This window comes from Streptomyces winkii, assembly GCF_032248595.1.
In the GTDB taxonomy this organism is placed as follows: Bacteria; Actinomycetota; Actinomycetes; order Streptomycetales; family Streptomycetaceae; genus Streptomyces; species Streptomyces winkii.
Window position 1 is genome coordinate 429,985 of record NZ_JASTTH010000005.1, and the last position, 14,832, is coordinate 444,816.

General features: G+C 71.7%; 10 protein-coding genes. 7 read left to right on the forward strand and 3 right to left on the reverse strand.

The window, feature by feature from the left end; translation table 11 throughout:
- Nucleotides 1–491 precede the first annotated feature (491 nt).
- The 4 genes from QQM67_RS17555 (at nucleotide 492) to QQM67_RS17570 (ending at nucleotide 5,280) form a co-directional block, all read left to right on the forward strand.
- Entirely contained in the window at nucleotides 492–3,359 is a 2,868-nt protein-coding gene (locus QQM67_RS17555; protein ID WP_314175128.1) for an NHLP bacteriocin export ABC transporter permease/ATPase subunit, read from the forward strand.
- 154 nt (nucleotides 3,360–3,513) lie between these two features.
- Nucleotides 3,514–3,885 (forward strand): hypothetical protein, encoded by a 372-nt coding sequence (locus QQM67_RS17560; RefSeq protein ID WP_314174834.1) that lies wholly within the window; start codon nucleotides 3,514–3,516, stop codon nucleotides 3,883–3,885.
- A gap of 306 nt (nucleotides 3,886–4,191) precedes the next feature.
- A complete protein-coding gene (locus tag QQM67_RS17565; protein ID WP_314174835.1) occupies nucleotides 4,192–4,626 on the forward strand; it encodes an SSI family serine proteinase inhibitor in 435 nt (144 codons plus the stop codon).
- A gap of 267 nt (nucleotides 4,627–4,893) precedes the next feature.
- Nucleotides 4,894–5,280, forward strand: a complete 387-nt coding sequence (locus QQM67_RS17570) for a VOC family protein (protein WP_314174836.1) — start codon at nucleotides 4,894–4,896, stop codon at nucleotides 5,278–5,280.
- 40 nt (nucleotides 5,281–5,320) lie between these two features.
- On the opposite strand, the gene QQM67_RS17575 is transcribed toward QQM67_RS17570, so the two are convergent.
- Together QQM67_RS17575 and QQM67_RS17580 are read right to left on the reverse strand one after the other, a co-directional pair.
- Nucleotides 5,321–7,690 (reverse strand): chromosomal replication initiator protein DnaA, encoded by a 2,370-nt coding sequence (locus QQM67_RS17575; protein ID WP_314174837.1) that lies wholly within the window; start codon nucleotides 7,688–7,690, stop codon nucleotides 5,321–5,323.
- 90 nt (nucleotides 7,691–7,780) lie between these two features.
- The gene (locus QQM67_RS17580) at nucleotides 7,781–10,873 is read right to left on the reverse strand and encodes a D-alanyl-D-alanine carboxypeptidase (protein WP_314174838.1); all 3,093 of its coding nucleotides are present in this window, start codon (nucleotides 10,871–10,873) and stop codon (nucleotides 7,781–7,783) included.
- Between the two features lie 229 nt (nucleotides 10,874–11,102).
- On the opposite strand from QQM67_RS17580, the gene QQM67_RS17585 reads away from it, so the two are divergent.
- The 3 genes from QQM67_RS17585 to QQM67_RS17595 all read left to right on the forward strand — a co-directional run bounded on the left by QQM67_RS17585 (nucleotide 11,103) and on the right by QQM67_RS17595 (nucleotide 13,550).
- Entirely contained in the window at nucleotides 11,103–11,906 is an 804-nt protein-coding gene (locus QQM67_RS17585) for a GOLPH3/VPS74 family protein (RefSeq protein WP_314174839.1), read from the forward strand.
- 435 nt (nucleotides 11,907–12,341) lie between these two features.
- Nucleotides 12,342–13,202: a helix-turn-helix domain-containing protein gene (locus tag QQM67_RS17590; RefSeq protein ID WP_314174840.1), complete on the forward strand. Its 861-nt coding sequence runs from the start codon at nucleotides 12,342–12,344 to the stop codon at nucleotides 13,200–13,202.
- 138 nt (nucleotides 13,203–13,340) lie between these two features.
- Entirely contained in the window at nucleotides 13,341–13,550 is a 210-nt protein-coding gene (locus tag QQM67_RS17595; RefSeq protein ID WP_314174841.1) for a DUF397 domain-containing protein, read from the forward strand.
- A 123-nt stretch (nucleotides 13,551–13,673) separates the two neighbouring features.
- On the opposite strand, the gene QQM67_RS17600 is transcribed toward QQM67_RS17595, so the two are convergent.
- The gene (locus QQM67_RS17600) at nucleotides 13,674–14,768 is read right to left on the reverse strand and encodes an ADP-ribosylglycohydrolase family protein (protein ID WP_314175129.1); all 1,095 of its coding nucleotides are present in this window, start codon (nucleotides 14,766–14,768) and stop codon (nucleotides 13,674–13,676) included.
- Nucleotides 14,769–14,832 lie beyond the last annotated feature (64 nt).

The following is a 14,832-nucleotide window of genomic DNA, read 5'->3' on the forward strand; positions in this document are numbered from 1 at the left end:
ACGGCTCCGCGGACGACCCGCGCGCGGGCGGGCACGACACCGGCTCGTGGCGGACGGCGGGCGGCCAGTGGGACACCGGCTCGCACGAGACCGTGGCACAGGAACGGAACGGCTCGTACGACACGGGGCAGCACCGGGCGGTGGGCCACGACACGGGGCAGTACCCGACGGTGAACCAGGACACCGGGCAATACCCGACCGTGGGTCAGGACACCGGCCGGCACCCGACGGTCGGCCACGACACCGGCCAATACCCCACCGTCAGCCAGAACACCGGCCGGCAGCAGCCCGACCCGTACGACACCGGCCAGCACCCGACGGTCGGCCACGACACCGGCCAGTACCCCACCGTCGGCCACGACACCGGCCAATACCCCACCGTCAGCCAGAACACCGGCCGGCAGCAGCCCGACCCGTACGACACCGGCCGGCACCAGACCGTTCCGGCGGCCGCCAGTTCGCCGCAGGACCCCGTGGTCGCCGCCTTCGGGATGCTCGGCGAGGACGTCGACTGCATCGGCGTGCGCAGCCTTCCGCTCGAAGGCCCGCACGTGCTCTGGCTGGTGACGGCCGGGGCGATGGACCTCTTCGCCGTCGACGACGTGCAGCAGGGGCACTGGCACTTCCTCGGGCGGCTGGAGCCCGGCACCCTCCTCCTCGGCCCGGTCCAGGGCACGCTGCACACGCTCGTCGGCAGGCCGCTGCGCGAGTGCGCGCTGCGCCGCATCGAACTGCGCGAGTTGCAACGGCCCGAGTACAGCGACGTCTCGTCGCACTTCCGCAGTCACTCCTCCTGGAACCAGCACCCGGACCAGGGCCACGGTCAGGGACAGAACCAGGGCCAGAACCAAGCCGAAGGGCTCGCCGCGCTGCCCCACACCCCGCTCGACTCCGCCTTCGCCCTCGGCGTCGGGCGCAGCCTCCGCGTGCTCTTCGAGGCGCCGCTCGACGGGGAGGTGACCCCGGACGCGGTCCACCCGGGCGCCGGCCAGGGCCAGAGCGACGACGAGATCCTGTGGATGCACGTCGACCCCCGAAGCGTCCAGTACGGGGCCGAGTTCAGCCCGGCGGCGACGTCCCAGCTGCTCGTGGACGGCGCGGTGTGGCAGCGCATGGTCGACCAGCAGTTCCGGCTGCTCTCGGCCCTGGACCGCTGGATCGAACGCCTCGAACGCGCTCACGAGGACCGTACGGCCGCGGGCATCGAGGCGGGCGAGGCCGTACGCGCCCAGGCGGACCAGGCGCTGCTGGCCTCCATCAACACCACCGGCAAGGGTGCCTCCGGCAACACCTCCGCGAACGACGACGCGACGCTCGCCGTCGCCCGCATGGCCGCCGGCGCCGCCGGCATCGAGCTGTCGGCCCCCGCCCGGGGCCGCGCGGTCAACGACCGTACGAATCCCGTGGAGCGCATCGCGCTCAGCTCCCGCGTCCGTACGCGCGTGGTGAAGCTGCGGGGCCGCTGGTGGCGGGAGAACACCGGGCCCCTCGTCGGCCATCGGGCCGGGTCCGGGGAACCCGTGGCGCTGTTGTGGCGCCGCGGACGGTACGAGGCGGTGGACGCGGACGGCGCACGCACCAGGATCCGCAAGTCCCGCGCGGCCGAATTCGAGCCGCGCGCCGTGATGTTCTACCGTCCGCTGCCCGAAGAGCCCATGAACGCGTGGCAGTTGCTGCGCTTCTGCCTGCGCGGCACCCGCATGGACGTCCGCAACCTCGTGCTCGGCGGGCTCGTCGCCGTCGCGCTGGGCGCGCTCGTGCCGGTCGCGACCGGGCAGGTGCTCGGCGAGTTCGTGCCGAACGCCGAGACCAGCCTCATCAAGCAGGTCTCGCTGGCGATAGTGCTCAGCAGCATCGTCACCGCCGCGTTCATGCTGCTCCAGAACACCTCGATCCTGCGCATGGAGGGACGCGTCGAGGCGGCGCTCCAGCCCGCCGTCTGGGACCGGCTGCTGCGCCTTCCCACGAAGTTCTTCGCGGAGCGCTCCACGGGCGAACTGGCCAGCGCCGCCATGGGAATCAGCACCATGCGGCGCGTGCTGTCCGGGGTCGGCCCGGTGGCCGTGCAGGCGTGCACGATCGGCGCGATGAACCTGGCGCTGCTGCTCTTCTACAGCATCCCGCTGGCCTTGATGGCTGTGGCGCTGCTGGTGGTCATCGCGGGGGCGTTCATCGCGATGGGGATCTGGCAACTGCGCTGGCAGAGCAAGCTCGTCGACCTGAACAACAAGCTCAACAACATGTCCTTCCAGACCCTGCGCGGTCTGCCGAAGCTGCGCGTCGCCGCGGCCGAGAGCTTCGCGTACGCGGCGTGGGCACGGGAGTTCGCGCGCAGCCGCGAACTCCAGCAGCGCGTGGGGCGGATCAAGAACCTCACCACGGTCCTCAACTCGGTCTATCTGCCGCTCACTTCACTCATCCTCTTCATGCTGCTGGCGGGACCGGCCCGCGGCACCCTCTCCTCCAGCGCCTTCCTCACCTTCAACACCGCGGTCACGATGATGCTGACGTCGGTGACGCAGCTGACCAACTCGCTCATCTCGGCCGCCGCCGCGCTGCCGATGTTCGAGAAGGTCAAGCCGGTGCTGAACGAGCCCACCGAAGTACGCGGCGGGAGCACCCAGCCGGGCGAGCTGACCGGCGAGATCGAGGCCAGGCAGCTGTCGTTCCGCTACAGCGACGACGGGCCGCTGACGCTCGACGACGTCTCGCTGCGCGTGGAGCCCGGCGAGTTCGTGGCCGTCGTCGGACCGAGCGGCTGCGGCAAGTCGACTCTGCTGCGCCTGCTCATCGGCTTCGAGAAGCCGGCCTCCGGGAGCGTCCTGTACGACGGCCAGGACCTGTCCGCCCTCGACCAGGCGGCGGTGCGCCGGCAGTGCGGCGTCGTACTCCAGAACGCGCAGCCGTTCGTCGGCTCGATCCTCGACTCCATCTGCGGCGCGGAGATCTACTCCCACGAAGAGGCATGGGAGGCCGCCGAGATGGCGGGCCTGGCCGAGGACATCAAGCGCATGCCGATGGGGATGCACACGATCCTCTCCGACGGAGGCGCCGCCGTCTCCGGCGGGCAGCGGCAGCGCCTGATGATCGCCCAGGCCCTCATCAGGCGCCCGCGCATCCTCTACTTCGACGAGGCGACCAGCGCCCTCGACAACGAGACGCAGCGCACCGTCATCGACAGCACCCGCAAGCTCCAGGCCACGCGCATCGTGATCGCCCACCGGCTCTCGACCGTCATGGACGCGGACCGGGTCCTGGTGATGTCGCAAGGGCGGATCGTCCAGCAGGGGTCGCCCGCGGAACTGCTCGCGGACACCTCCGGGGAGTTCCACGAACTGGTCCGCCGCCAGATCCGCTGACGCCAGGGCGCGCGTGCCCGCTCCCGTGCGAAATCGGACATTGACACAGGTTCTTGACGTTCCGTGACCAACGCGTGATCGAACGAGGGCTCTCGTGGCAGTGAAGCGACCGGACGGACGGTGTCCCCGCTTCGCCGCCCGCTGTTGCCCGTGCATGGGAAACACGTCATTCATCGTTCTGAGGACCGCACGGCACGACGTGCTCTCCGAGCCCCGCACGCAGTTCGCCGAACTGACCGGCGCCTACTGGCTGGAGCCGATCTACGCCGGGCTCGCGAACGAATGGAACCGGCAGGGCAGGACGGTCCCGGGCGAGCCGCGGGAGCACTGGCGCGTTCTGCCGGACGGGTCCCGCGGGCCCGACGGAACGGACGCCCGGGACGCGGACCTGCCGTCGAGCGAGGCGGAGGAGCGCGACGGCTCCGTCCCGGCCATCACCTCCGCCGTCCGCCCCGCTGTCGGTCCGGCTGTCGGTCCGGCTGTCGGTCCCGCGAGCGCCCCGGGAGCGGCCGAGCGCCCCGCGTGACCCCGGCCCGGTGCCGGTGCCGGTGCCGGTGCCGGTACCGCATGGAGGGGCGGGGCGGCGCGGCACGGAGGCGATCCGAACGCCGGTCCGCCCGCGGCCGGTCCGTATGGCCCGTGGTGTAGCTCGTCCGGGTCAACCTGCGGCTTCGAGCGCGACGCACGCCCCCCGCGCCGCGTTGGCGGGCCAGGGGCTGCCCCGCTCCGAGGGCCCGGCCGTCGGAGCTTCGCCGCCCCGCTCACCGTTCGCCCGTCCCCGTCCCGTCTCTGCCCTCGTCCTTCTGCCCGTACCGGTGTCCAGGAGCCTTCGATGCTGATCCGCCGACTCGCCCTCACCGCGACCGCACTCACCTCCGCCCTGACCGTCACCCCGGACGCGTTCGCCGACGCGCAGGTCAGGCCGACGGACCACCTCACCGTCACCGTCGCCGAATCCGGCCATGCCTCGACGGAGGGCACTTTCGAGCTGTACTGCCACCCCGCCGCGGGCGACCACCCCCGTCCCGAAGAGGCCTGCGACGGACTGGACGAGCTGACCACCTGGGGCAAGGACCCCTTCGCCCCCGTGGCTCCGGGCACCCGCTGCACGATGCAGTACGGCGGCCCCGCGAGCGCCCATGTGCGCGGCGTCTGGGCCGGACGGCGCGTCGACGCCCACTTCAACCGCGAGAACGGCTGCGAGATGAGGCGCTGGGACGCCCTCGTGCCGCTCCTGCCGCGCACGAGCATGCGCGCGCCCTCGTAGGGACTCCTACAGACCCCGCCCTCCACGTGTTCTGGAGCGGGCTTCACCGACCGCGGGCCGGGGCCGCCGCCCCGGCCCGCTCCATGCCCCTCCCGCCCCATGTCGCCCTGCGGGACTACGACGAAAGACCGAAGCGCGTCCCGAAATCCGTTGCGCCGGATCTCCGTTGGAACAGGTGGAGGGCAAGGAAACGGAAGAAGAAGCAGACGGACCCGCCTCCCGTGCGGCGGGCGCCTCCCCGTCGTCGAGCGCGTGAGGAGACAGAACATGGCCGTCCAGCTCAATCACACGATCGTCCACGCCACCGACAAGAAGGCCTCCGCCGAGTTCCTGGCCGGCCTGCTGGGGCTCGAAGTGCAGCCGCAGTTCGGCCCGTTCCTGCCCGTCGTCGCGGCCAACGACGTCACGCTCGACTTCATGGACGCCGGCGACGGCGGCATCACGCCGCAGCACTACGCGTTCCTCGTCTCCGAAGACGACTTCGACGCCATCTTCGGACGGATCAAGGACGCCGGTCTGACCTACTACGCGGACCCGCACCGGCAGCACGAGGGCGAGATCAACCACAACGACGGCGGGCGCGGCGTGTACTGGGCCGACCCCGACGGGCACTCCATGGAGATCCTCACCCGCCCCTACGGCAGCGGCAGTTGACCCGCTAGGCGCGTCCTACGGCCGGTCGCGTGTCCGCGGCTCACGGGCCGCCCGTACCGCCCTGCTCGTCCTCACCCGCCGTGGGGCCGGCCGTCCCGCCGATCGTGCTGCCCGCGTCCGGACAGGTCGTACCGCGGGGCAGCTTGTAGGGAGCCGCCAAGCGGTACGTCCCGGGGCGAGGCGCCTCCAGCAGGGTCCAGGTGTCCATCACGGGCTCCTCCTCACCGGGCGGCGGCGGGCCTCCCACCCGCGGGCTGGCCTTCCGCAGGCAGCCCTGGAGATTCGGCCTCCCGGGCACCGGCGCCTCTATACGCCGCCCCCGGGCGTCGACGAGCCCCAGCCACGGCGACCAGGGAATCCGTACGAGCACGGCACCGGGCTTCCGCACCCGCACCGTCACCTGGCCCGCGCCCGCGCGCTCGACGCTCGCGGGCGGGTCCGCCATCGGCAGCGGATCGTCGACGCGGAAGAGCCGCCAGTGCACGCCGCTCCAGATCTCCTTGAGATAGGGCTGCCCCGCACGGACGATCTCGGCCTCCTCCTTGCCCGCGCCGTCCGGCGGCGAGGACGGCAGCACCACATAGCGCACCGCCCAGCGCCGCAGCCACTCGTGGTAACTCTCGGCCGTCAGACCGCCGTTCTCGTAGAAGACGGGGTTGCGGTCGGTGTCGGCCTGCCTGTTCCAGCCGCGGGCGAGATTGACGTACGGAGCGAGCGCCGACGCCTCGCGGTGACTTCGGACGGGTACGACCTCGACCCGTCCGCGCGACGCGTCAACCTTCTTCAACTGCTCGACGAGCGGACGGAGTTCGCCCGTCCAGGCACCGTCCGGTGTGGTCGCGAAGACGTCGTAGGCGGGCTTGCCGATCTGCCAGCCCGCCGCCACCACGAGAGCGACGATCATCGCCACGCCGCGCCGCGACCGCCAGTCCCGCACGATCAGCGGCGCCGCCGCCAGCAGGATCACCACGCCGAACAGCAGGCTCAGCCGCTCCACGTTCGACCCGACCTGCGAGGGGATCAGCCAGGCCAGGACGATGCCCGCCGCGTACACGAGCGCTCCGAGCCGCACGGTCCGCCACGACCGCGGCACGAGCAGGAACGCGGGCAGCGCACCGGCCAGCGGGAAGAGCACCGACCACCAGGGGATCGGCTGAAGACCCTGGAAGGGGAAGAAGACCGCCGAGACGGCGACCACGACGGGCGGTGCGACGGCGAGCGCGTACGCGGCCTGTCGGCGCCGGTCCAGGAAGAGGGCGGCGGCGACCACTTCGAGGAAGAGTCCCGCGACGGGGCTGCCCGTCGTAGCGAGCGCCGCGAGCACAGCGGCTGCGGCACCCCGCGCGTACCGTCCCTTGCCGGAGGGGCGCCACCAGCGCCGCGGCCACGCCCACACCATCGCGACCGCACCGAGCGCGAAGAGGACGCCGAGCGCGAACGTCACACGCCCCGAAGCGGCATTGCACGTGAAGGAAAAGGCGCCCCACAGGGCGGGCGCCAGCGGCTTGCGCAGTACGCGCTGAAGGATCAGCGCCAGCAGACCGGCGGAGAGGATTCCGGCCAGGATCAGCGTGCTGCGCACACCCAGCCACGCCATGAGATAGGGCGAGAGCACGCTGTACGAGAAGGGGTGGAGCCCGCCGTACCAGGCCAGGTTGTACGCGGAGTCCGGGTGCTCCCTGACGAACTCCGCCCACGCGTCCTGCGCCGCGAGGTCACCGCCGCCGCTCGCGAACAGCCACAGCCACAGCAGATGCAGGACGGTCGCGAGCAGCACGGACGCGGCCACGGGATGCCGCACCGACGTCGCCGTCAGGCGGCGTACGCGGGAGCGCACGCGCCTGCGCGTGGCCGCGTCGTCGGCGGGGCGCGGGGCCGGGGCGGGTGTCGCCGTGGGAGCCGCGGCAGGCGCGGAGTCCGGGACGGAGGCTGCGCCGGGGCCGGAGTCAGGAGCGGAACCGGGATCGGAGTCGGGAAGGGAGTGGGAGTCGCGGCCGGGGCCGTCGTCAGGGCCGGGCCCGGCGGGAGGAACGGGACGGTCAGGGGCGCCGGGAAGGCCGGGAGCGCCGGGCAGTTCGGGAGTGCCGGGGCGTCGCCTGCTGCGAGTCCCGGCACCGCCCCGTGCTCCGGAGCGCGCCGTCCCGTCGGGCTCGTCCGCGACCGCCGGGTGCCCCCGGCGCGAGCGGGTCCCGGCGACAGTGCGCCCGCGCGTACGCCGCCTCGTACGCGCGGCGCCGTCCTCCCTGGCGGGCGCGTCGGCCTCCCGCCTCGGCCCCGGAACGGTGCCGCTCTCCGTCGCCCTGTCGGCGACGGTGCGCCGCGACGTGCCGGTCCCGGGGACGTCGTTGTCCCCGGGACTTATACCGGCGTCGTCGCCTTCCGGCATCTGCGGCTCCTGCACAGTCGCCACTGCGCTCTCTCCCCCGTACGCTCCGGCCCGCCTCATCCGCTGTGAGCCGAGCCCCTGTTCACCAGTGACGCCGGGTCATGGCATCAGGGTTCACAGGATCCTGGTCAACTTCGATCCGAAGCCCGGTTCGGTCATGTCGTCCTTCAGCTTCACCGGCACCCTTACCTGGCCGGGCCCGTCGCCCACGGTCAGCGTGCCGGCGCGGTCGCCCGCCTTGCCCTCGTGGGGCAGCGCCTTGCCTCCGTCCGTCAGCCCGAGTTTCACCTTCAGCCCGGACCAGCCGACGGCCGACACGTCGCGGGAGGCGACCACCGGCGTCTTGCCACCGAGTTGGTCGTCCACGTAACCGACGACCTCGCCCTTCTGCACCACCTTCTGGGCCCGCAGCGCGTCCTGTGCGGTGTCGATGAGCTTCTTGCTCTCGGCGAGCACGGTGTCGAGTATCGAGGGCTCATACTGCCCGAGCACGGCTCCGATGATCAGTTGCCGGGTGCCGCCGACCCTCTTCTCCGCAGCGAAGAGCAGATTGCCGCCCGCCTTCGTCGTCGTACCGGTCTTGACACCGACGACTCCGTCGAGCGGGACGAGCTTGTTCCAGTTGCCGTGCTGGTCGCCCTTGGTGTCGGTGTATCCCGGAAGCCGCACGACGTCGCGGAAGAGATCGATGTCCATCGCCTTCTTCGCGAGCTTCACCTGGTCCGTTGCCGTGCTGACGGTGGAGGACGTCAGACCGCTGGGGTCCGTGTACTTGGTGTCCTTCATCCCCAGATCCTTCGCGGCCGCGTTCATCTTCTTCGCGAAGGCCTTCTCCGAGCCCGCGTCCCAACGGGCCAGCAACCGGGCCACGTTGTTCGCGGACGCGATCATCACGGCCTGGATCGCCTCATGTTCGGTGAGCGTGTCGCCCTTCTTCACCTCGACGGTCGACTCGTTCTGCGCGCTCAGGCCCGCTTCCTTCTCCGCCTTCTTGTCGACGGGGATCCTGGCGCCCTTCGAACCCTTCTTGACGGGGTGGTCGCGGAGGATGACGTACGCCGTCATCACCTTCGCCACGCTCGCGATCGGCACCGGCTTCTGCTTGCCGTGCGAGCCGAACGAACCGAGACCCTGCACGTCGAGGGCGGCCTGACCCTCGCTCGGCCAGGGGACGGACGGCTTCGGCCCCTGGAAGCTGTACGTGGGCGAGGCGGAGAGCGACAACTCCGGGTCCGGCAGCGGCCGTACGGCCTGCGCGATGGCGAAGACGATCGCGAGCAGCACCACCAGCGGCGTCCAGATCTTCACACGGCGCACGGCCGTACGCAGCGGAGTCTCGGGCGGCGGCGGGGTGTTGGTCAGCTGGGCGAGCAGATCCAGCGGGGCCTGGTCCGGCCGCACCTGCTGCCGCGTCAGCTCGGCCTCGCTGAGCTTCGGGGCCTCGGCCTCGGGCGGCAGCTCACCCGCGGTGGGCGCGCTCTCGGGCTGCGGCGGTACGACGGGGCCGGGTGCGCGCTTGGGGCGCGGGGGCGCGTCGGCGGACCGGAGGGGCACGAACTGGCTCGTACGCTCCGAGTCCGACTCGGCCTCGGGCTCCGGCTTGCCGGGGCCGGGCTTGCCCGCGTCCGGCTTGTCCGGCTCGGGCTCGGCGGTCTTGGTCGCGGAGTCCGATTCCGCGTCGCCCGCGCCGGCTTCGGGCCCTCCGGCGAGGGCCGCCCGCGGGTCTACGGGCTTTGCGGACTTTGCATCCGCATCCGCCACGTCGCCCTTCTCAGGACTCTCGGATTCCGTCGCCTTCTGGGTCTGCGCGGCCTTCTCGGCCTTCCCGGTTCCCTGCTCCTTGGCGGGGTCGACGGTGCGGAAAGCGGTCGTCGGACGGTCCACCGGGTGGTCGTCGCCGTCGGGTTTCTCGGCGGTAGTCGGGTCGAGCGCCCGGAAGGCGGTCGTGGGCTGATCCACCCGAGGACTGCCGGGCTCGTCCCTCTCGCCCTCGTCCTTCGCGGCGGGTCCCTCCGCGGTCGGCGCAGCCTGCTCGCCCTTCGCGGCGGATCCCTCCGCGGCCTTCACCGCCTCCGGCTCGGGCTGCGGTTCCGGCTTCGCGGCGGGTCCCTCCGCGGTCGGCTCCTCAGCCTGCTCGCCCTTCGCGGCGGGTTCTTCGGCGGCCTTCACCGCCTCCGGCTCGGGCTGTGGTTCCGGCTTCGCGTTCGGCGCCGACTCCGGCTGGGGTTCCGGCTTCGTCTCCGAATCCGGCCGCGGCTCCGGCTTCGCCTTCGGCTCCGGCCCCCGCTCGGTCGCGTCCGCGGCACGCTCGCCGCCGCCGGGCTCGCCGTCCTCGGCGCGGTCCTCGTCGTCGCCCTCGGCGTCGCCCTCGCTCCGGCCCTCACCGTCAGGGCCCTCGGAGCGGTCCTCCTGCTCTTCGGGCTCCGCGGCCTCCGGGCGCTCAGGCGACCCCGCCTCCGGCGCTTCCTCCGACTCCGCCTTGGCCGGTTTAGCCGAGCCGAAGAAGGCCGCCGTCATGCGCTCGGCGCGCCTCGCCGCCTCCTCGCTGTCCGTCGCGGCCGCGGAGTCGTCGGAGCCGGGCCGTACGGTCCTGAACATCGCGGTGGGGTTGTCGACTTCGCCGGCGGCCCCCGCGGGCTCCGCGCTGTCGGGGCCGTCGGCGCCGTCGGACTTCGGGCGTACGGAACGATCTCCGGCCGGGATTTGGCTTGAATTCTTCTCCCCTGAGCCGGACTTCGCGGTTTCGGACTTGACGCCCTTGCCGTCCGCGGAGCTCTCGTCGCTCTGCGCGGACTCGTCGGGCTCGTCGCCGGACCCCGCGACCCAGGCCGCCACCGCGGCCTTCAACCGCTCGTCGCCGCTCCCGTCGCCCTTGCCCCCGCTCTTGCCGTCCTCCGGGTCGGAGCCCGTCGCGGAGCCGTCGTCGGAAGCGCCGCGAGTACGTTCCGCTTCGGTGCCGGCGCCGTTGCCCGCAGGGCCCTCGCCCGGAGTCTCCGAGGCGTCGTCCACGGCTTCCTCACGGGCTTCGCCGGGAGCCTCCGCGGAGCCGGCACCGGTGGAGTCCGCACCTGCCGCGGACTTCCGCTCACGCTTCTTCCCGCTCTTCCCGGACTTCTTCCCGGCCGTGGACGCAACCGTCCCGCTGCCGTCCGTCGTCTCCCCCGACGACTCCTTGCGCTCCACCTTGTCGGGGGACTCGCCCGCCACCGATGCCTCCTGCTGATGAATGCTCGCCGCTCGCCGTACCAGTTAACAGTGTCCTGCGCGCCGCGCCGCCCACATCGCGCGGGGGCTCCGGCAAGGTCACGGACAGGTCTCTCCGACCGTGCAGACGAGAACGACATACCTACTGGTTCCCGCCTATAACACCCAGGCACTCTCGACAGACCATTGTGAGAGGGGTCACCCTGTCAGACATCCACGCGGGGAGGCATGGATGGGCAGGAGTCGCAGAACTATTCCGGAGGAGCTTCTGCTGCTGGCCTTGGACCCGGCCACGGGCACCACGGCACAGCCGCAGTCGCTTGACCTCGGCCTGGCCGGGGCCCAGCTCGTCGAGCTGGCTCTCGCAGGACGTATAGCCCCGGACGGGGACCGTATCGCCGTGGTACTGCCACGGCCGACCGGAGATCCAACTCTGGACTCCGCACTGGAGTTGCTGCGAAGGCGTGGCAGCCCGGTGCGCGCTGTCCACTGGATCGGCGGGCCCCGCTTGGGACTTCGCCAAACCTATCTCACACACCTGGAGCGGTGCGGCATGGTGCACGCCGTATCAAGCCAGATGTGCGGGGTGTTGCCGACGACGCGCTACCAGGCGACGGAGACGGCGATCAGCCGGGAGATCCGAACCCGGCTGGACGCCGCGATCCGCACCGGCGTGCCGCCGGACCCGCGGACGGCGGCGCTCGCCGCGCTCGCCCACGCGGTCGGCCTCGGCAAGCACCTCTATCCCGGCAACGAGGGGCGCTCGTGCCGCTCCCGGCTCCGGGACCTGATAAGGCACGACCCGATGGGCGGACTCGTCGCGCACGCCGTGATGGACGTGCAGAACGGCGCGGGGGCTCAGCCCCGGCGTGCGGCGGGCAACGGTGCGGCCGGTGCTCCGGCGGCGCCCCCGGCTCAGAACGGTCGTCCCGCGGCAGCGCGCGCGGGCGTACCCTCCGGGCACGTCCAGCCCAGGCAGGTGCCGGAGAAGGCACGGCCGAGTGTGGGCGGGATGGTCCGCGCCGGCGCACGCTGATCACAAGGTGCGCGCGAGCGCACCGGGCACAACCGGCACCGCTACAACGCGCCTGCCGGAGCCGTGATGGCGCGCGGGGCCTGAAACAGCCCCCGACGCGGATCGAGCAGACCGTACGGACGAGGCAGAGCCGTGCCGTCCGAGCGGACTGCGCCGACTGAACAGCAGGTGAGCGGCAACGGCCCTGCCGCGCGACGCACTTGGCGCACGGACACCGCGCACGGCCCGTCCCGGAGCGGCCCCGAGTGCGCCCGGCCTTCGCGCCCCCGGCGGCCATGGCGCGTACCGGGTGCGGCCGGGAAGTCCCACCGTGGCCGTATCCGGCCCGTCTGCGTGCCCGGCTCTGCACCCTCTGTTGCCATTCGCCAGCGAGATCGCTCACGGTGGTGGCAACCTGCTTGAAAGTAGTCGTACTTACGCGGAGGTGCAGCCCCAGTGGCGTCAAACGTCAACCCCACCGTCCGGCGCCGCCGTCTGGGCCAGGAGCTGCGTCGCCTCCGCGAGTTGAAGAACATGACGGCGGAGGAGGTCGCGGACCGCCTGCTGGTCTCCCAGTCGAAGATCAGCCGCCTGGAGAACGGCCGCCGCAGCATCAGCCAGCGCGACGTGCGAGACCTGTGCGGGGTCTACGAGGTGGAGGACAACCGCATAGTCGAATCGCTCATGCAGATGGCCAAGGAGTCCCGTCAGCAGGGCTGGTGGCACGCGTTCGGGGACATCCCGTACAGCGTCTACATCGGTCTGGAGACGGACGCGGCGTCGCTGCGCGTCTACGAACCGCAGGTCGTGCCGGGCCTGTTGCAGACGCAGGCGTACGCGGAGGCCGTCTGCGAGGGCGCACAGCCCGAGGCGTCCGCGGGCGACATCGAGAAGCGCGTCCAGGTGCGGATGCGCCGCCAGGAGCGCATCCACGAGCCCCGCCATCCGCTGCGGCTGTGGGCGGTGCTGGACGAGTCGGCGCTGCGCCGCCAGGTCGGCGGCAGGCAGACGATGGTCGAGCAGCTGGAGAGGCTCAACGAGGTCTCCCAACTGCCGCACGTGACAGTTCAGGTGATGCCCTTCTCGATGGGCGCGCACCCCGGCGTCAACGGTCAGTACGCGATCCTCGAGTTCCCCGACGCCTCCGACTCCTCCGTGGTCTATCTGGAGGGAGTCACAAGCGACCTCTATTTGGAGAAGTCGCACGATGTACAGAGTTACAGCGTGATGTACGAGCATTTGCGCGCCGAAGCTCTCAACCCGGACCAGACACGCGAGTTCATCGAGAATGTGGCAAAGGACTATGCCCGTGGCTGAGGGCGGGGAGCGTACACCCTGCCCGAGAGCAGCGTGAAGAGCGCTCCGGAATATGCCATCCGGTCGAGTGAACGACCCCTTCGCTTGGGGAAATCCAGGCGTACGGTCGGCCACTGGAGTCGAACTACCGGAGCAGACATGGCATTTCAGCAGGGAAACACGACAGGATGGATCAAATCGAGCTACTCCGCGAACGGGGCGTGCGTCGAAGTGAAGTCCCCGACGCGGAGTGAGGTGGCGGTGCGTGACTCGAAGGTCCCGGACGGGCCGTCGCTGAGCTTCCCGCCGGGAACGTGGCGCGGCTTCGTGGCCGACGTGTGCGGTGGAGGGCCAGGCCTTAGCGCCTGACCTCTGAACCACCGTCAGCCCCTGGAACAGAGCCCTCTCGACCGGTCCGCCGTCCCTGCCGAGGGGGCTCTTCCATGCCCGCGAGCCGGGATCGGCGGCACCCGGGCAGCGCCGACTCCGGTGTCACACCCGCGGATAGCGCGTCAGCCACGCCTGGGACGCCGCGCCCGGGGCGTGCAGCGCGGGCCCCTGCGTCATCTCCATGGCGAAGTCGTCGGCGAGTTCGAGCACCGTCGAGCGCCCCTCCAGCTCCGCGACCCACGCGGGCGGAAGCGCCGTCTCCCCGTGGATGGTGCCGAGCAGATTGCCGCAGATGGAGCCGGTGGAGTCGCTGTCGCCGCCGTGGTTCACGGCGAGCAGCAGCCCGTGCCGTACGTCCTCGGCGACCAGCGCGCAGTAGACGCCGATCGAGAGCGCCTCCTCGGCGGTCCATCCCTCCCCCAGCGCCTCGACGCGCTCCGCGGACGGCATGCCCTGGCGCATCGCGCCGAGCGCCCGCTTCAGGGCGTTCGTCGTCTCGTCGTGCCCCGGACGCGTGGCGAGCATGGCCAGGGCCTTCTGCACGGCGTGGTCGAGGGAGTCCTTGCGGGCCAGTGCGTGCACGATCGCGGAGAACGCGCCCGCCGCCAGGTAGCCCGTCGGATGGCCGTGCGTCTGCGCGGCGCACTCCACGGAGAGCTGGAAGACCAACTGCGGCTCCCAGCCGACCAGCAGGCCGAAGGGCGCGGAGCGCATCACGGTGCCGCAGCCCTTCGACTCCGGGTTCTTGGGCGTCTCCAGCGTGCCCATCCGCTCGTCGGAGAGTCCGCTGAGGCAGGCCTTGCCCGGGGAGCGCTGCGCGTACAGCCACTCCTCGCGCGCGAGCCAGCCGTCCTCCTCCTTGCGCTCGTCCGGCCCCCAGTCCCGCTGGGTGGCGGCCCACCTCTGGTAGGCCGCGTGCACGTCCGTCGGCGGGTGCCAGGCGCCGGTGTCGCGGCGCACGTGGGCACGGATGAGGCCGTCCGTGGTGAACAGCGTCATCTGGGTGTCGTCGGTGATGGCTCCGCGGCGCCCGTAGGCCGGCACGTAGTCCGTCACCCCGGCCTGGCCGTGCGCCTCCCGGATCGTACTGAGCGAGTCGAACTCGATGCCGGCCCCGAGGGCGTCTCCGATCGCGCCGCCCAGCAGACAGCCCCGCACCCTGCTGCGGAAATCCTGCTGCTCGGTGCGGCCCCACATGGCATCACCGCCGGAAGCGGCCACGTCTTCTCCCACAGATACGACGACGGACAGGCAAGCGCGG

Bases quoted from the DNA above. Each gene is read 5' to 3' on its own strand.
- QQM67_RS17565 (WP_314174835.1), top strand. From the start codon at position 4,192: ATGCTGATCCGCCGACTCGCCCTCACCGCGACCGCACTCACCTCCGCC.
- QQM67_RS17585 (WP_314174839.1), top strand. From the start codon at position 11,103: ATGGGCAGGAGTCGCAGAACTATTCCGGAGGAGCTTCTGCTGCTGGCC.
- QQM67_RS17555 (WP_314175128.1), top strand. From the start codon at position 492: ATGCTCGGCGAGGACGTCGACTGCATCGGCGTGCGCAGCCTTCCGCTC.
- QQM67_RS17600 (WP_314175129.1), bottom strand. From the start codon at position 14,768: ATGTGGGGCCGCACCGAGCAGCAGGATTTCCGCAGCAGGGTGCGGGGC.
- QQM67_RS17560 (WP_314174834.1), top strand. From the start codon at position 3,514: ATGGGAAACACGTCATTCATCGTTCTGAGGACCGCACGGCACGACGTG.
- QQM67_RS17570 (WP_314174836.1), top strand. From the start codon at position 4,894: ATGGCCGTCCAGCTCAATCACACGATCGTCCACGCCACCGACAAGAAG.
- QQM67_RS17595 (WP_314174841.1), top strand. From the start codon at position 13,341: ATGGCATTTCAGCAGGGAAACACGACAGGATGGATCAAATCGAGCTAC.